The 16,837-nt window shown below is 74.8% G+C and carries 13 protein-coding genes; 3 read left to right on the top strand and 10 right to left on the bottom strand.

Annotation, left to right across the window (positions count from 1 at the left end; all coding sequences use genetic code 11):
* The first annotated feature begins 209 nt into the window (after positions 1–209).
* From K5O09_RS05415 to K5O09_RS05405, 3 genes are all read left to right on the top strand, one after another.
* Positions 210–1,673: a PTS transporter subunit EIIC gene (locus K5O09_RS05415; protein WP_222171787.1), complete on the top strand. Its 1,464-nt coding sequence runs from the start codon at positions 210–212 to the stop codon at positions 1,671–1,673.
* On the top strand, positions 1,670–3,346 hold the full coding sequence (ptsP, locus tag K5O09_RS05410; protein WP_222171786.1) for a phosphoenolpyruvate--protein phosphotransferase: 1,677 nt from the start codon (positions 1,670–1,672) through the stop codon (positions 3,344–3,346). The genes K5O09_RS05415 and ptsP overlap by 4 nt, the downstream gene beginning before the upstream one ends.
* 106 nt (positions 3,347–3,452) lie before the next feature.
* The gene (locus tag K5O09_RS05405) at positions 3,453–4,535 is read left to right on the top strand and encodes a LacI family DNA-binding transcriptional regulator (protein WP_370635523.1); all 1,083 of its coding nucleotides are present in this window, start codon (positions 3,453–3,455) and stop codon (positions 4,533–4,535) included.
* Here K5O09_RS05405 and K5O09_RS05400 read toward each other — a convergent pair.
* The 10 genes from K5O09_RS05400 to K5O09_RS05355 are packed head-to-tail and all read right to left on the bottom strand — an operon-like array spanning position 4,516 to position 16,758.
* Positions 4,516–4,809, bottom strand: a complete 294-nt coding sequence (locus K5O09_RS05400) for a ferredoxin family protein (RefSeq protein ID WP_222171784.1) — start codon at positions 4,807–4,809, stop codon at positions 4,516–4,518. The two genes, K5O09_RS05405 and K5O09_RS05400, sit on opposite strands and share 20 nt — an antisense overlap.
* Positions 4,806–6,119 carry an FAD-dependent oxidoreductase gene (locus tag K5O09_RS05395; RefSeq protein WP_222171783.1) on the bottom strand — a complete coding sequence of 438 codons (1,314 nt, stop codon included), beginning with the start codon at positions 6,117–6,119 and terminating at the stop codon, positions 4,806–4,808. Before K5O09_RS05395 ends, K5O09_RS05400 begins: the two co-directional genes overlap by 4 nt.
* A complete protein-coding gene (locus K5O09_RS05390; RefSeq protein WP_222171782.1) occupies positions 6,116–7,015 on the bottom strand; it encodes an electron transfer flavoprotein subunit alpha/FixB family protein in 900 nt (299 codons plus the stop codon). The genes K5O09_RS05395 and K5O09_RS05390 overlap by 4 nt, the downstream gene beginning before the upstream one ends.
* Positions 7,016–7,066: 51 nt before the next feature.
* Positions 7,067–7,834 carry a hypothetical protein gene (locus K5O09_RS05385; RefSeq protein WP_222171781.1) on the bottom strand — a complete coding sequence of 256 codons (768 nt, stop codon included), beginning with the start codon at positions 7,832–7,834 and terminating at the stop codon, positions 7,067–7,069.
* Positions 7,831–9,156: an MFS transporter gene (locus tag K5O09_RS05380; RefSeq protein WP_222171780.1), complete on the bottom strand. Its 1,326-nt coding sequence runs from the start codon at positions 9,154–9,156 to the stop codon at positions 7,831–7,833. The genes K5O09_RS05385 and K5O09_RS05380 overlap by 4 nt, the downstream gene beginning before the upstream one ends.
* Before the next feature lie 21 nt (positions 9,157–9,177).
* A complete protein-coding gene (locus tag K5O09_RS05375) occupies positions 9,178–10,050 on the bottom strand; it encodes a TIGR03084 family metal-binding protein (protein WP_222171779.1) in 873 nt (290 codons plus the stop codon).
* Positions 10,047–11,201, bottom strand: coding sequence for an acyl-CoA dehydrogenase (locus K5O09_RS05370; protein ID WP_222171778.1), 1,155 nt, complete (start codon positions 11,199–11,201; stop codon positions 10,047–10,049). Before K5O09_RS05370 ends, K5O09_RS05375 begins: the two co-directional genes overlap by 4 nt.
* Positions 11,202–11,213: 12 nt before the next feature.
* Positions 11,214–13,901 (bottom strand): AMP-binding protein, encoded by a 2,688-nt coding sequence (locus tag K5O09_RS05365; protein WP_222171777.1) that lies wholly within the window; start codon positions 13,899–13,901, stop codon positions 11,214–11,216.
* Positions 13,898–14,671 carry an enoyl-CoA hydratase/isomerase family protein gene (locus K5O09_RS05360; RefSeq protein ID WP_222171776.1) on the bottom strand — a complete coding sequence of 258 codons (774 nt, stop codon included), beginning with the start codon at positions 14,669–14,671 and terminating at the stop codon, positions 13,898–13,900. Before K5O09_RS05360 ends, K5O09_RS05365 begins: the two co-directional genes overlap by 4 nt.
* Positions 14,668–16,758: an FAD-dependent oxidoreductase gene (locus tag K5O09_RS05355; RefSeq protein WP_222171775.1), complete on the bottom strand. Its 2,091-nt coding sequence runs from the start codon at positions 16,756–16,758 to the stop codon at positions 14,668–14,670. The genes K5O09_RS05360 and K5O09_RS05355 overlap by 4 nt, the downstream gene beginning before the upstream one ends.
* Positions 16,759–16,837 lie beyond the last annotated feature (79 nt).

Here is a 16,837-nt window from a genome sequence, read left to right as displayed (position 1 = left end):
TGTGTGGTGCTTGACACATCTTCCGGTCTAGACCACTCTGACCGCAACTGGTCCAGACAACCTGCCGGACGGGCCGGGCTGCACGCAAGTCGGCCCCCTCCCGCCGCCCGGCGCACGCGCTCCGACCGCCGGCGCCACCAGCCGGCGGAGCACCCCTCCCGCACCGGACGGACCCGGCTGCGGGTCCGACGCTCGACGAGGAGACACCCATGACCGCCACCACGGTGGACACCCCGAAGCGGGGCATCCCCGGCCTCGCGCAGCTGCAGCGCGTCGGCCGGTCGCTGATGCTCCCCATCGCCTCGCTCCCCGCCGCCGCGCTGCTGCTGCGGCTGGGGCAGGCCGACATGCTCGGAGCCGACGGCCTCGGCGCGCGCGCCGACTGGCTGCTGCCGGTCGCCGACGTGCTCGCCGCCGCCGGCAACGCGCTGATCGGCAACCTGCCCATCCTCTTCGCGCTCGGCGTCGCGGTCGGCTACGCCCGCAAGTCGGACGGCTCGACCGGGCTGGCCGCGCTCGTGGGGTACCTGGTGTTCAAGGGCGTGACCGACGCGCTCTCCCCGTACATCCTCGGTGAGCCCGACGCCGTCACGGCAGAAGGCGTCCTCGGCTCGGCCGACCCCGCGGCGCTCGACGCGGCCGGCAACGGCGACTACAACGCCCTCGTCCTCCACGCCGTCCAGCAAGGCCTCGGCGCACCGGACCAGGAGCTCATCAACTACGGGGTGCTCGGCGGCATCGTCATCGGCCTCGTCGCGGCCCTGCTGTACCAGAAGTACTACCGGATCAAGCTGCCGGCCTACCTCGCGTTCTTCGGCGGCCGCCGCTTCGTGCCGATCGTCACCGCGGGCGCCGCCGTGCTCATCGCCGTCCTCGCGGCGCTCATCTACCCCGCCTTCGACGCCGGGTTCACCGCGGTCGGCGACTGGGTCACGGGCTCCACCGTCGTCGGCGGGTTCGTGTTCGGCACCCTCAACCGCCTGCTGCTGCCGTTCGGCCTGCACCACCTGCTCAACTCGCTGCCGTGGTTCCAGTTCGGCGACTACACCGACGCGGCCGGCGACGTCTGGCACGGCGACATCGCGCGGTTCCTGCACGGCGACCCGACCGCCGGGACGTTCATGACCGGCTTCTTCCCGATCATGATGTTCGCCCTGCCCGCCGCCGCGCTGGCGATCGTGCACACCGCGAAGCCGAAGAACCGCAAGGTCATCGCCGGCATCATGGGCTCCGCCGCGCTGGTCGCGTTCGTCACCGGCGTCACCGAGCCGCTCGAGTTCGCGTTCGTGTACGTGGCCTACCCGCTGTACGCCATCCACGCCGTGCTGACCGGCACGTCGCTGGCGCTGGTGAACGCGCTCGACATCCGCAGCGGGTTCGGGTTCTCGGCGGGTGCGATCGACTACCTGCTGAACTTCCGGATCGCCGAGCAGCCGCTGCTGCTCATCGTGATCGGCCTGGTCTACGCGGTCATCTACTACTTCCTGTTCCGGTTCATGATCACGCGGTTCAACTTCAAGACCCCCGGCCGCGAGGACGACCCGGTGGCCGAGGGCGCCGGCGACGTCGCGGCGGACCGGGCGGAGGCGGCGCCGGCCGGAGCCGCCACCACCTCCGCCACGCCGCCAGCGGCCGACGGCCCGGGGCGCCGCGCCGGCGGGGGCACCGCATGACGGTCGCCCTCCAGGGCGTCGGGGTCAGCCCCGGGACGGGCGCCGGCACGGTGCAGACCATGCCGGCGCCCGTCGCCGAGCCCCCCGCCGCCGACCTCTCCCCCGCGGCGGACGTCGAGGCGGCCTGCGCGGCGGTCGAGTCCGCCGCGGCGGGCGTCCAGGCGGACCTCGCGGACGCCGCCGGGCACGCCTCGGGCACCGCCGCCGAGGTGCTGACCGTCGCCGCCGCGATGGCCGCGGACCCGGCGCTCGCGACCGACGCGGTCCGACGCGTCCGGGAGCTGCGCCGCACCCCGGAGCGGGCGGTGTGGGAGGCCGCCGCCGTGGTCATCGACCAGCTCGCCGGACTCGGCGGGTACATGGCCGAGCGCACCCGGGACGTCGCGGACGTCCGCGACCGGGTCGTCGCGCGCCTCACGGGCGTCCGGCCGCCGGGCGTGCCCGCGCCCGGGCACCCGTTCGTGCTCGTGGCGCACGACCTCGCCCCGGCCGACACCGCCACGCTCGACCCGGAGCAGGTCGTCGCGATCGTGACCGCGGGCGGAGGGCCGACCTCCCACACCGCGATCCTCGCGCGCTCGCTCGGCATCCCCGCCGTCGTCGCCGTGCCGGGAGCCAGCGCGCTCCAGGACGGGGAGACGGTCGCGGTGGACGGCTCGGCCGGCACGGTGCTGCGCGACCCCGGTCCCGACGACCTCGCCGCCGCCGACCGGGCCCGCGCGCGCCGCGACCGCGCGTTCTCCGGCACCGGGCGCACGGCCGACGGGCACCGCGTGCAGCTGCTCGCCAACGTCGCCGACCCCTCCGGGGCGGTGTCGGCGGCGGAGGCCGGCGCGGAGGGCGTCGGGCTGTTCCGCACGGAGTTCTGCTTCCTGGGCCGCGCCGACGAGCCTCCGGTCGCCGAGCAGGTCCGGGCCTACCGAGCCGTCCTCGCGGCGTTCGCCGGCAAGAAGGTCGTGGTCCGGACCCTCGACGCGGGCGCGGACAAGCCGCTGCCGTTCGTCACCGCCGACGGTGAGCCGAACCCGGCCCTCGGCGTGCGCGGCCTGCGCACGGCAGCCCGCCACCCCGAGGTGCTGGACCGGCAGCTCGCCGCGATCGCCGAGGCGGCGCACGCCGAGCACGCCGAGGTCTGGGTGATGGCCCCGATGGTCGCGACCCCCGACGAGGCCGAGGCGTTCGTCGCCCGGTGCGAGGCCCACGGGCTGCGGCAGGCGGGCGTGATGGTCGAGGTGCCGGCGGCCGCGCTGTGCGCCGGCCCGGTCCTGGAGCACGCCCGGTTCGCGAGCCTCGGCACCAACGACCTCACGCAGTACGCGATGGCCGCCGACCGGGAGCTCGCGGACCTCGCGGCGCTGTCGACGCCCTGGCAGCCCGCCGTCCTGGCGCTCGTCCAGGCGACCTGCCGGGGCGCTGCCGCGCACGACCGGCCCGTGGGCGTGTGCGGCGAGGCCGCGGCGGACCCGGCGCTCGCGCCGGTGCTGGTGGGGCTCGGCGCGACGTCGCTGTCCATGACGCCGCGGGCGCTCGCGGACGTGGCCGCCGTGCTCGAGCGCGTCACCCTGGAGGACTGCCGGCGGGTCGCGGCGCTGGCCGTCGCCGCACGCACGGCCGGTGAGGGCCGGGCAGCGGTCCGGGAGGCGCTGCCGGTGCTCACCGGGCTGGGGCTGTAGCGGTGCCGGAGGAGCGCGGCGGGGCGACCGGCCCCCGGGACCTGCGTAGACTCCGGCAGGACCCGGGCCGTCGCCCTGGGGTTCGCGGCGCCTCGACGACGGGGCGGTGAGGGGGAGGACGAGGGCCGTGGGCCGGGTGCGCATCGCGGACGTCGCGCAACGTGCGGGCGTGTCCAAGGGCGCCGCCTCGTTCGCGCTGAACGGCCGCCCCGGAGTCTCCGCGGAGACCCGCGAACGGGTGCTGCGCATCGCCGCGGACATGGGGTGGCGGCCGAACACAGCCGCCCGCGCTCTCGCCGGCGGACGCTCCGACACGATCGGTCTGGTGCTCAACCGGCCGCCACGCGTGCGGGGCGTGGAACCGCTGCTCCAGCACTACCTCGAGGGCATGCAGGACGAGCTCGTGGACCACGCGATCACGCTGAGGATGCAGGTGGTCTCCGGGCACGCCGCGGAGCTCGCGACCTACGACCAGTGGGCGTCCGGGAACGGGGTCGACGGGCTGGTGGTCATCGACCTCCGCGTGGACGACGACCGGCCCCGGGCGCTGCAGACCCTCGGGCTGCCGGCCGTCACGCTCGGCGACCCCCGCTACACCTCCGGCCTGCCGACCGTCTGGACCGACGACGTGGGCGCGGCCCACGAGCTCGTGGACGCCCTGGTCGCGCTGGGCCACCGCCGCCTGGCGCGGGTCACGTCCGGTTCGCGGCTCGCGTACTCCCGGGTGCGCACGGACGCGCTCACCGAGGCGGCCGCCGCACGCGGGCTGCCCGCACCTGCCGTGGTGCAGTCCGAGGGCGGCTCCGCCGCCGCGCCGGAGGCCACCCGGCAGCTGCTCGACCGCCCCGCTGCGGACCGGCCGACCGCGATCGTCTACGAGAACGACGTCCAGGCGATGGCGGGGACGGGGGTCGCCGCCGAGCTCGGCCTGGACGTACCCGGCGACGTCTCGATGGTCGCGTGGGACTCCTCGGGGATCAGCCGGCTGACGCGGCCGACCCTCACCGTGATGACGCGGGACGCCCGGGCCGAGGCCGCCTGCGCGGTCCGGATGCTCCTGGAGCTCGTGGAAGGCGCCCCGGCCCAGCAGCTCCAGGCACCGACCGCGCGCCTGGAGCTGCGGGCCAGCACGGGGCCCGCGCCGGACGACGACCGCCGGCGACCGCCCCTCAGCCTTCCCGGAAGCTGACCCCGAACCCCCCGCGCGGGTAGTGCCACGTCAGCGCCCCCGGCGGGGCGACCGCCCGGCACGTGCCGCACTCGAGGCAGGCGGCGTACTCCACGTCGAGCCCGCCGTCCTCCCGTTCCGCGTACACGCGGGCAGGGCACACCGCCACCAGGACAGGCCCGCAGCCGGTCGCCCGGACCACGTCCTGGTGCACCTCGATGTGCGACTCGTCCTCGTCGAGCTCGAACCGGTTGCGCGCGAGGCGCTCAGCGGTCGACGGCTTCGCGCCGGTCACAGGGCACGCACCCCCGCCAGCGCGTCGGAGGCGAGGTCCCGCAGCCGCACGGGTGAGCGCCGCAGCGCGTCCACGGCGACCCGCGCCAGGTGCTTGCGGGGCGTCCCGTCCAGCCGGAACACGTCCACCATGATCTCCTCCAGGAGTCGTCCGTAGTCGCCGTACACACGGGGCCGCTCGAGGAACGCGGGCGCCTTCGCGTAGGTGCGCAGGTCCCGCCCGACCGTGCCGGCGAGCAGCCGCTCGCGGTACCCGCTGAGCCCGGCGGCCGACACGTCGTCCGCCTCGAGCGCCGCGCTCACGCCGGCGGCGGCTGCGACGGCCGAGCCGATCGCCAGGTCCATGCCGCGCACGGTCAGTCCCGAGTTGATGGTGAGCCCGGCGGCGTCGCCGACGACGACCATGCCGTCGGAGACGACCTCGCCGAGCATGTCCCAGCCGCCTTCGGCGACCAGGTGGGAGCCGTACTCCACCACCTGCGCGCCGCGGACGTAGCGGGCCAGCCGCGGGTGCGCGAGGAAGTGCTCGAACACGTCGGCGGCCGCCAGGCCCTTCGCGACCAGGTCGTCGAGCCGCAGCACCACGGCCACCGACAGCGACGAGCGGTTGGTGTAGACGATGCCGCCGCCCCCCACACCCCGGGTGCAGTCGCCGACGTACGCGATCGCGGCGCCCTCGTCGCCGGAGACACCGAACCGGTCCTCGATGACGTGCTCCGGCAGGGTGAGCACCGCCTTCACCCCGACCGCGAGGTGGTGGGTCGGGGGCTGCGGACGCAGGCCGGCCTCGCGGGCGAGGAACGAGTTGACCCCGTCCGCCGCCACGACGACGCGGGCGCGCAGCTCGTCCTCGCCCGCCTGCACGCCGACCACGCGGCGCCCCGCGGCGCCGGACCCACCGGGCGCGGTGAGCACCCGGTCCACGCGGACGCCCGGCATGAGGTACGCGCCGGCCTCCTCCGCCTGGGCGGCGAGCCACGGGTCGAACCGCGCGCGCAGCACGGTGACGGCGTTCACCGGGTCCGCGAGCCGGTCGGAGGCGACGTCGAGCCCGACGGCCGACTCCGGGGTGAGGAACACGACCTCGTTGCGGGTGACACGCCGCTCGTAGGGCGCCTCGTCGAGGCAGCCCGGGAACACGTCCTCGAGGACGCGCGAGTAGAGCACGCCACCGGAGAGGTTCTTCGACCCGGGGGACTCACCACGCTCGATCACCGCGACGGAGTGGCCCTGCCGGGCGAGCAGCGCCGCCGTGACGCTCCCGGCCGGCCCCGCCCCGACGACGACGACGTCGAAGTCCGGCTCGGTCACCGCAACGCCTCCGTCAGCGCCGGGACCACCTGGTAGAGGTCACCGACGACGGCGTAGTCGGCCTCGGCGACGATCGGCGCCTCCGCGTCGGTGTTCACCGCGACGACGGTGCGCGAGCCGCGGGCTCCGACCATGTGCTGCACCTGACCGGAGATGCCGAGCGCCAGGTACAGGTCGGGGGTGACGGTGCGGCCGGAGACGCCGACGTACCGGTCCTTCGGGAAGAACCCGACGCCCTCGGCGAGCGGCCGGGTGCAGGCGGTGGCGGCACCGAGCGCGTCGGCCAGTGCCTCGACGAGCGCCACGTCCTCCCGGGCCTTCAGCCCGCGGCCGACCGAGACGACGCGGCGGGCGCCGCGCAGGTCCACCCCCGCCGTCGCCGCCGGGCGGGTCTCGACGACGCGGACCGCCGCCGGGACGGCCGGCGCCTCCTCGACCGGCGCAGGGGCGCCGGGGGCCGGCACGTCGCCGCCGTCGGTCACCAGCACGACAGGACCGGTCGCGCGCACGTCCTCGGTCGCGACGCCGCCGAGCACGGTACGGGTGACCAGCACGCTCCCGCCCTCCGGGACGACGGCCGTGACGCCACCCAGCGCAGGGGCGTCGAGCCGGGCCGCCGCGGCACCCGCCAGCACGCGGTCCGCGGGACGGTCGGCGGCGAGCACGACAGCCGGTCCCGCCGCTGCGACGGCGTCGGCCGCGGCGGACGCGAAGGCCGAGGCCGGAGCGTCCCCGGGCTCGCCGAGCCAGACGACGCGGTCCGGCGCGCCCGCGGCGACGGCGTCCGCGACGGCGCGGGCTCCGGCGACGACGGCGACGACCGGGCCGCCGAGCGTGCGGGCGATCGCGAGCAGGCGGTCCACGGCGGGGTCGGTGGTGACGATGCAGGTGGTCATGGGGGGTCCTTCGGTGGTGTCGGTCCGGGCAGGTCGCGGAGGCGCGACGCCTCAGAGCACGCCGTCGGCGCGCAGCGCGGCGACGAGCTCGGCCGCAGCGGCCTGCGGGTCGGCGGCGTCGATGCGGATGCGGCGGCGGTCGGCGAGCGCGGGCTTCGCACGGCCGACGACCTCCAGGCCGTCCGGCCCGGCCTCGGGCGCGGGCAGCTCGTCCGTCGGCTTCTTGCCCGCGCCGAGGATGTCCTTCATGCCCGGCACCCGAGGCAGCACCGCGTCGGTGCTCGCGGCCAGCACCGCCGGCCCGGTGACCTCGAGCACCTGCGAGCCGGAGCCCACGGCCTGCTCGACGCGGAGCACGCCGCCGTCGCCGGCCGACACCGCGGTCACCTCGGTCAGCAGCGGCCAGCCGAGGTACCCCGCGAGCACGGCCGGCACCAGGTGCGCACCCTCGTCCACGGACGAGTCGCCGGTGAGGACCACGTCCACGTCGCGCTCGGCACGCACCGCGGACGCGAGCGCCCGTGCCGTCGCCGTGGCGCGTGCTCCGGCGAGCGAGGCGTCGGCGACGACGACCAGCCGGTCGAGGCCGCGCGACAGCGCCGCCTTGCGGGCCATCGGGGACCCCGCGTCGGGGCCGCCGACCGTGAGGCCCACGAGCTCCGCGCCCGACGCGTCCGCGAGCGCCCGGGCCAGCTCGATGGCCACCGGGTCGTACTCGCTGACGGACGCCTTGGCACGGGACAGGTCGACGGACCCGTCCGCCGCGACCACGGCCTCCTGGGGGTTCGGGGCCCACTTGTGGGCGACGGCGATCTTCACGGACGAGCTCCTTCACGAACGGAGGTGGGGGTGGCACGGGGGGCCGTGCGGGTGCGCACAGCGAGGACGGCGAGGGCCGCCACACCGAGGAACGCCGACGCGCTCGCCCACCAGGCACCGGTGAACGTGCCGGTCACGTCGTGGATCCGGGCGTAGGCGACCGGGGCCGCTGCCGAGAACAGACCGAGGGCGACGGTCACGAACGAGTACAGGCGGGAGTAGTCCACGGTGCCGAACAGATGCCGCACCATCAGCGGCGGCACGACGACCAGTCCGGCGTAGCCGCCGCCGAACACGAAGCAGCCGAGCAGGAACATCCGGGCGTCCGCACCGCCGGCGACGACGATCAGCGGCCCGGCGACACCGGACGCGGCGCTGACCAGCGCGGTGGGCAGCACGCCGTACCGGTCGTGCAGCCACCCGAGGGCGAGCTTGCCCAGGATGCCGCCGACCATGATCGCGGACACGCCCGTCGCACCGGTGGCCGAGTCGAGCCCGATCGACGCGGCGTGGCTGGGCGCCTGCTGGAGCATGCACGCACCGAAGGCGATGAGACCGCCGAGCAGGACGGCGCAGACGAACGGGACGGAGCGCACGACCGCACCGACCGACCTCGGGGAGCCCGCCGGCGTGGTCGCGGCACCGGGCCCCGGGGCAGCGGAGCCCGGTGCCTCGCCCACGTCCTGCGGCGCGTCCGCCCCGTACGGCCGCAGTCCGAGCTGCTCCGGCTTCAGCCGGATCAGCAGCAGCGTCGCCGGCACGGCCAGCAGCCAGCCGGCACCGCCCATGATCGCGCGGGTCTCCCGCCAGCCGATGGCGTCGATCAGCGCGCCACCCAGCGGGTTCACCAGGGCGGCGACGGCGCTGGCGAACGCCGCGGCGATGCCGAGAGCGAGGCCGTTGCGGGTGCGGAACCAGTTGTTGATCACCAGCGGGATCGGGATGTACAGCAGCACCCCGTAGCTGATGCCGAGCAGCACACCCGCCGCGTACCAGTGCCCCAGCGACGTGAACAGCGCGCTGGAGGCGTACGTGCCGCACGCCAGGGTCATGGCCCCGGCGAGCACCCACGGCAGCCCCGTGCGGGGCAGGAGCCAGCCGGCGACCGGCAGCGTCGCCGTCATCACCAGCGACACCACGGTGAGGTACCCGTTCAGCGAGGCCAGGGACCAGCCCATCTCCTCGCTCACCGGGCTCAGGTAGATGCCGGCCGAGTTGCCGATGACGCCGACGGCACCGCCGTACAGCAGGCAGCAGGCGACGAGCACCCACCAGGCGCGGTGCAGGGGGTGCCGGGTGGCGGGGGCAGCGGGAGCGGACATGTCTCACACCTTCGGGAGAGGTCAGCGGGGCGGGGTGGCGGGGACGGCGGCGGGGGCCTGCGCGGCGGCGCCGGCGAACGACTGCACGACGTCGGCGTACTGCCGCGCCTCGTCGCCGACGACCTCCAGCCCGGTGTCCTGCCAGCGGCGACGGCGGGTGGCGACGAGCGCCCAGTCGAGCGCGTCACCGCGCACGACGTCGGCGGCGTCCGGCTCGCCCCTGGTCCAGGGGACACCGGACGGCATCGTGAGCTCGAGGCGCACGGGGGTGGCCGGCAGCTCGAGGCCGTTGATCCGGTACGCGTTCGGCCGGGCCTGCCAGGACAGGAACAGCGTGCTGGCGATGCGGTCGGACGTGATCGGTGCGACGCCGAGCGCATCGGTCAGGTCGACCGAGTGCGCCCACAGCTCCATGTGCCGGGCGGAGGCGAGCGACCGGGCGGCCATCGGCAGCCCGGGCGCCCACGGCACCCGGGCCTTCGGGTCGGCCTCGAGCAGCGCCGTGACCAGGCGGGACCGCAGCTCGCGCCACCGGTCCAGCACCTCGGCGCCGGGCAGGTGGCTGAACCGGGTGACGCGGTGCGCGTCGTCGTGGCCGAAGTTCGCGTCGGCGAGCACGGTGACGTCGGCCGACGTGTCACCCGAGCCCGCGGCGACGAGCAACCGGGTCGCGGCCCAGTCGAACGCCGCGATGTGCAGCAGCTCTTCCTTGAACGTCCACGCGCACGTGGCCGCGGGGGCGTCCCACTGCGCCTCGGTCAGCGGGTCGAGCAGCACGTCCACGGCCGCCTGCTCGGCGACCAGGTCGTCGACGATCCCGGACATCGGACGCGGGTCCATCTCGGGCGCGAGCTCCGGGACGCCGCCGGTGGCGACGCGGTCGCCGGCGCTCACTGCGCGGCCTGCTTCAGCAGCTGGCGCCCGGCGATGTGGATCATGACCTCGTCGGTGCCGCCGCCGATGCGCTGCACGCGGGCGTCCACCCACAGGCGCGACACCCGGCAGTCGGTGGTGTAGCCGATGCCGCCGAAGATCTGCATCGCGTCGTCGATGACCTCGTTGGCGGCCTGCGCGCAGTACAGCTTCGCGAGCGCGGAGTCGATCTGCACCGGCTGGCCGTTGTCGATCTTCCACGCCGTCTTCGCGACGAGGTTGCGCATGTTCTCGATCTTCAGCGCCATCGAGGTGATCTTCTGCTGGACGAGCTGGAAGGCGCCGATGGGCCTGCCGAACTGCACGCGCTGGTTGGCGTACCGGGCGGCGTCGCCGTACGCGCACTCCGCCATGCCGAGCAGCTGGGCTGCCATGAGCAGGCGCTCGACCTCGAAGTTGACCATCGCCTGCATGAAGCCGTTGCCCTCGACGCCGACGAGGTCGGACTCCTCGAGCTCGACGTCCTGCAGGTAGACCTCGCAGGTGTCCATCATGTGCCAGCCGATCTTCTGCAGCGGCTCGATGGTGACGCCCGGCGCGTCCATCGGCAGCCACCACATCGACAGGGCGTCCGTCTTCGACTCCTCGCCGGTCGCGTCGGCGTTCCGGGCCAGGCAGAGCATGTACCTCGAGCGCAGCGCGTTGCTCATGAACGTCTTGTGGCCGTTGAGGTACACCTTGCCGTCGCGGCGGGTGAACGTCGTGGCGATCGCGGAGGAGTCCGACCCCGCCTGCGGCTCGGTGAACCCGAGGACGAATCCGACCCGCCCGGCGGAGACCTCCTCCATGCACTGCCGCTTCTGCTGCTCGTTGCCGAACTCCAGCATGTCCGCGATGGACAGCGCCTGACCGAAGACGAAGTGCGGGCCGCCGCACCGGGTGATCTCCTCCGCCACGAGCATGAGGGTCTGGGTGTCGACCGGTGTCCCGCCGTACTCCTCGGGGACGCCGAGCATCGTGAACCCGGCCTCGGCGAGCGCCTCGACGAGCTCGGTGGGGTACCGGTGCTGCTCGTTGCACTCCTTCATGTACGACTCGGGGCAGGCCCGGTCCATCACCTCGCGGAGGCTCTCGAGCAGCAGCTCCTGCTCGTCGGTGGTGCGGAAGTCCATCGGTGGTGCCCTTCAGTTGCGGTGGTGGGAGCCGTCGGTGCCGCGGCGCAGGACGCCCCGGCCGACGAGCAGGTCCAGGTAGGCGACGGTCTGGCCGGCGGTGAGCCATCGCAGCCCGAGCGGGGCGGCGTCCCAGTCGGCCACCGCCCGCCAGCGGAGCAGCGGGACGAGGTCCGCCGCGGTCGCGCCGTCGTACGCCGCGACCAGGTCGGCGAGCTGGGTCAGCCGCTCCTCGTGGTGCGCGAGCAGCTCGCGGGCCCGCGCGGCCGCCGGGCCGTCCGCTGCGCCGTGCCCGGGCAGCCAGACGTCGACCGGCAGCTCCGCGACCCGGCGCAGCCCGCCGAGGTGGTCGGACGCCGCGGAGGCCGACGGTCCCGGGCACAGCGGCGGCGTGACGTGCCCGAGCAGGTGGTCGCCGGAGAGCAGCACGCGGCTCTCCGGCTGGTACAGGCAGATGCTGCCCGGCGTGTGCCCCGGGGTGGCGAGCACCCGCCAGTCGTGCCCGTCGACGGTCAGCACGGCCCCGTCGGCGAGCCCGACCGGGTCCTCGGCGAGCAGGCCGGTGTCGACCGAGCGCAGGTCGGTGGCGGCGAGCGCGTCGGCGTCCGCGGCGAACCCCGCCGCCGCCCAGCGCACCGCCGCGGCGGCCCGCGCCCCGGGCTCCGCCGAGCGTCGCAGGTGCGCGAGCGCGCCCTCCCCCGCCAGCAGCCGCCCGCCCCGCGCCCGCAGCCGGTGCACGAGTCCGGTGTGGTCCGGGTGCTCGTGCGTGACGAGCACGTCGAGGTCCTCGCGCCGCACGCCGAGGCGGTCGAGCACCCGCGCGAGCAGCCCGAGGCCCGCAGTGGAGTCCGATCCGGTGTCGACCAGCAGCGACCGCTCGCGCCCGCGGAGCAGGTAGCAGAGCGTGGCGTCCTCGAGGCCCGCGGTGTGCGGCAGCGGGATCCGGAACACGTCCGGGGCCTCGCAGACCTGCTCGTACGCGTCGTCGAGGGCGGGGCGGGCGGCGGACGATGCGGCGACGGCGTCCAGCACGCCGCAGGTCCGGATCACGTCGCGCGTGGTGATCTTCCCCGCGTCGTCGCGGTCCAGGGAGTCGAGCACGAAGAGGTGCAGCGGCTTCTTGTAGCGCGCGAGCCGGGCGCAGCAGGTGTCCTGGATCTCCGTGAGCGTCGGGGCGGTCCCGCCCTCGGACAGCTCCACCGCGACCGCGACCGCCTCACCGAGGACGGGGTCCGGCACGCCGAACACGACGCAGTCCGCGACCCCGGGGTGTGTCCGCACGGCGGCGTCGACCTCCGCGGCGAACACGTTCTCGCCGCCGGACTTGATCAGGTCGCGGCGCCGGGACATCAGGTAGAGGTATCCGTCGGCGTCGCGTCGCATGAGGTCGCCCGAGCGCAGCCAGCCGTCGGCCGTGAACGCCGCCCGGGTCGCCTCGGGCTGCCCGTGGTACCCGGTCATCACGGCCCCGGTGCGGACCACGGCCTCGCCGACCTCGCCCTCGGCGACGTCCCGGCCCGCGTCGTCGACCAGGCGGATCTCGGTGAACGGCATCGCGCGGCCGACCGACCCCGCGTGCGCGGCCGCCGGCCCGGCCTCCTCGGGCCCGAGCACGGCGCAGGCCCCCAGCCCGCTCTCGGTCTGGCCCCAGCCGTAGGACAGCACGGCGTCCGGGAGCCGGCGGTAGACGGCCGCGATCACGTCGGGTGCGAGCCCGCCCGCCGCGGACTGCACGAGCCGCACCGTGGACAGGTCGTGGTCGCCGATCGCCGGGTGGTGCAGCAGCCGGCCGAGGGTGGAGGGCGGCAGCAGGATCAGGTAGCTGACACCCCGGCGCTCGACCTGCCGCAGGATCGCCTCGGCGTCGAAGCCTGCGCACAGGACGAGGGTCGCGCCGACGGCGATCCCCATCGACATCCACGCGTGCCCCGCGTGGTGGTCGAGGGGGCACTGGATGAGCACGACCTTGCGCTCGTCGACGTCCAGACCGTTCGACAGGTAGGTGCCCTCGGCGTTCACCAGGTCCGCGCGGTGCGTGCGCTCGACCCCCTTGGGAGCTCCGGTGCTGCCTCCGGTGAACTGGATCCGGGACACCGCGTCCAGGTCCCGGACGGGCGGGGGCGCCTCAGCCGGCGCGCTGCGCTGGAGGCCGGTGAGCGACGTCGCCCACACCGGGCACTGCCCCTCCGCGAAGGCGGGGTCCGCCACGCCCAGGTCAGCGGCCGACCAGGGCGCGACCCCGGGACCCGTGCACGGCCCGTCGACGCACAGCATCCGCACGCCCGCGAGCGCCGCGGAGTCCACCTTCGCCGTGTACATCGCGGCGAACACCAGCGTGCCGGCGTCGCAGGACCGCAGGAGGCACGCCACCTCGCGCGCGGTGAGCCGCACGTTCAGCGGCACCGCGACGGCCCCGATCAGCTGGACCGCGTAGAACAGCTCGACGATCTCCGGGCAGCTCGGCAGCAGGTACGCGACCCGGTCGCCGCGCCGCACGCCCTGGCCGAGCAGGGCGCGGGCGATCCGGTGCACGGTGTCCCGGGCGGTGCCGTAGTCGACCACCACGTCGCCCAGCACGAGCGCGGGGCGGTCCGGGTGGGCCGCGGCGGCGGCCAGGAACGGCTCGGCCGTGTTCGCGTACCGCGCGGCGAGCGTCGGCGCGGACGTCACGTCCGCCGCTGTGCGCTGCGCGCGGGTCATCGCGCGAACCGCTTCATCGTCTCGCGGAACCCCTCCGTGCGGGTGCACAGCGGGGACGCGGTGGTCTCCGCCTGGAGCACGGCCTCGAGGCCGGTGTCCGCGGCGGCGTTCATGATGCCCTTGGTGATCTGCACGGACTGCGGGGGCATCCCCGCGACCCGGTGGGCCAGCTCCAGCGTGCCGGCCTCGAGCTCGTCCGGCGGCAGCACCCGGTTCGCCAGGCGCAGCTCGCGCAGGTCCGTGGCGGACAGCTCGCGGTCGGCGAGCAGGATCTCCTTGGCGACCTTGTCCCCCACCAGGTCCGGCAGGAGCTTCATCAGGCCCATCTCGGGCACGATGCCGATCCGGCAGAACGCCGGCACGACGCGCACCCGGTCGGACACGCACACGAGGTCGCAGGCCAGCAGCAGGCTGAACGCGCCGCCGACCACGAAGCCGTCCGCCATCGCGACGACGGGCGTGCCGATCTGCCGGATCGTGCGGATCACGGTCTCGTACCGCTGCAGCCGGGCCCGGGCCGCCTCGACGGTCTGCTCGCCGGGGCCGGACTGGGTGAGGTCGCCGCCGGAGGAGAAGTGCTCACCCTCGCCGCGCAGCACGACGACCCGCACGTCCTCGTCGGCGTCCGCGACCCGCAGGTACGCCGCCAGCAGGTCCATCATGTCCGCGCTGATGGCGTTCCTCTTGCGCGGCTGGTTGAGCACGACCGCCAGCACGCCGTCGCCGAGCTGCTCGGTGTAGACGGGCTCGCAGGAGCCGGGCGCCGTCACAGCGACACCCCTGCGCGGAAGCCCGCCTTGGTGGCGTCGGCGATCCGGCCCGGGTCGTGGCAGTCGCCCACCGCGTGCACCTCGACGCCCAGGGCCTCGATCTCGCGCGCCAGTCCGGGGTTCGGCACGAAGCCGAGCGTCACGGCCACGGTCTTCGCGTCCGCGCGGACCGGGTTCTGCGTCCCGTCCGGCGCGGTCTGGACGCCCAGGACACCGTCCCGGGTGATCTCCGTGACGCGGGTCGACGGGTAGGTGGTGACGTTCGGAGCCTTCTTGAAGTCCGACGTGACGTGGAACCGGTCGGAGCCGCCCACGTCGTAGCCGATCTTCTTGCCCTCCTCGATGATCGTCGTCGTCCGTCCGGAGTGCATCGACAGCTCGCCGAGCTCGCAGCCCGGCAGGCCGCCGCCGATGATCGCGACCGACCGGCGCAGCGGCCAGGGGCTGAACGAGGTCGCCCAGCGGGCGAAGCCCGGCGTGTAGTAGATCCTCAGGAACCGGGCGGCGGCGGCCCACAGCACGGTGCTCACGACGCCCGGCTTGCGCGGCGGCGTGCCGTTGAGCATCTGCAGGAAGTCGTGCGAGGTGACGACGTTCTTGCCGTCGACGCCCGGCACGTCGATGCCCTTGGGCTCACCGCCGATCGCGACCACGACCGCGTCGGGGCGCTCGCGACGCACCAGGTCGGCGGTCACCGGGGTGTTCAGCACGACGCGGATCGCGGGGTTCTTGCGCAGCCTGACCTTGTAGTACGACAGCAGCCGCTCGTGCAGCGGGCTGAAGATCGCGCTCATCTTCGTGCAGCCGCCGGTGCGCGGCCCGGCCTCGTAGATCGTCACGTCGTGCCCGCGCTCGTGGGCGGCGAACGCGGCGGACAGCCCGGCCGGGCCGGAGCCGGCGACCATGACCTTCTTGCGGACCGGCGCCTTCTCGGTGGCGATCGTGTCGAGCTCCGGGCCCAGGCGGGGGTTCAGGCCGCACTTCTCCAGCGGCAGCCCCCGGCCGACGACGTCGTCGATGCACCGGTTGCAGCAGATGCACATCGCGATGTCCTCGGGCCGGTCCTCCATCACCTTCCTGGCGAAGTCCGGGTCGGCGATCGAGTACCGCAGGCCGCCGATCAGGTCGGCTTTGCCCTCGCGCAGGATCCTCTCCATCACGACCGGGTCGGTCTCGCGGTAGGCGGTGACGACGGGCTTGGTCGCGACCGTCTTGATCCGCTCGGAGATCCAGGACCAGTGCCCGTCCGGGACCCGCTTGGTGGTCAGCGGGACGCTGCTCTCGTGCCAGCCCACCGCCAGGTCGTGCAGGTCCAGGCCCGCCTCCTCCAGGTACGGCACGACCTGCAGGGCGTCCTCGATCGTGTGCCCGGCGCCGTGGGGGCTCGAGACGTACTCCACCGGGGACCAGCGCACCAGGATCGGGAAGTCCGGCCCGACCTCGGCGCGGACCGCCCGGAGCACCTCGACCGTCAGGCGCACCCGGTTCTCCAGCGAGCCGCCGTACTGGTCCGTGCGGTTGTTCGTCGCCGGCGACAGGAACCGGTTGAGGATGCCGCCGACGCCCGCCATCACCTCGACCGCGTCCCAGCCCGCAGCCTTGACCACCCGGGCGCAGTTCACGAACTGCTGCGTGAAGATCTCGATGTGCTCGAGGGTCATCGCCCGGAACGGGCCCATCATCGGCAGGATCGAGATGTCGGACGGACCCCACGCGTGCTCGTCCTCGTCCGTCCTCGACTTCCAGTCGTGCACGAAGTAGGGCTGCCCGGCGAGCAGGCCACCGTGCTCGTGGACCGCGTCCGCCATCCGGCGCAGGTGCGGCAGGCAGCTGTCGTCCCACGCCCCCGGCAGCCGGTGGTTGCCGGGGTGCTCGGCGGTGCGCTCGTACGGGCAGACCGTCTGCAGGATCAGGCCGGTCTGCCCGGCGGCGCGCACCGAGAGGTAGTTCAGGAACCGCTGCGTCGGTCGCGATCCGGCGTCCACGTAGCCCGCCCCCGGCGACATCGAGGTGGTCATGAGCTTGTTCCGGAGGGTCATGCCGCCCACCTGGATCGGTGCGGACAGCAGCGGGAACTGGGTACCCATGAGGAGTTGCTCCTGGAGTGGTTCGGGGGCGGGCGGAGGTACGGGGGGCCGTCCGGCCCGGCGGACGGGGGTGGCCGCC

The sequence above is a fragment of the Cellulomonas sp. C5510 genome (assembly GCF_019797765.1).
Lineage (GTDB): Bacteria > Actinomycetota > Actinomycetes > Actinomycetales > Cellulomonadaceae > Cellulomonas.
The sequence above is the reverse complement of the archived record's forward strand: the minus strand, read 5'-3'. Positions and strand labels throughout refer to the sequence as shown.

Excerpts from the sequence above, each read along its gene's own strand:
- K5O09_RS05415 (WP_222171787.1), top strand. The coding sequence starts at position 210 with ATGACCGCCACCACGGTGGACACCCCGAAGCGGGGCATCCCCGGCCTC.
- ptsP (WP_222171786.1), top strand. The coding sequence starts at position 1,670 with ATGACGGTCGCCCTCCAGGGCGTCGGGGTCAGCCCCGGGACGGGCGCC.
- K5O09_RS05390 (WP_222171782.1), bottom strand. The coding sequence starts at position 7,015 with ATGACCACCTGCATCGTCACCACCGACCCCGCCGTGGACCGCCTGCTC.
- K5O09_RS05380 (WP_222171780.1), bottom strand. The coding sequence starts at position 9,156 with ATGTCCGCTCCCGCTGCCCCCGCCACCCGGCACCCCCTGCACCGCGCC.
- K5O09_RS05370 (WP_222171778.1), bottom strand. The coding sequence starts at position 11,201 with ATGGACTTCCGCACCACCGACGAGCAGGAGCTGCTGCTCGAGAGCCTC.
- K5O09_RS05365 (WP_222171777.1), bottom strand. The coding sequence starts at position 13,901 with ATGACCCGCGCGCAGCGCACAGCGGCGGACGTGACGTCCGCGCCGACG.
- K5O09_RS05355 (WP_222171775.1), bottom strand. The coding sequence starts at position 16,758 with ATGGGTACCCAGTTCCCGCTGCTGTCCGCACCGATCCAGGTGGGCGGC.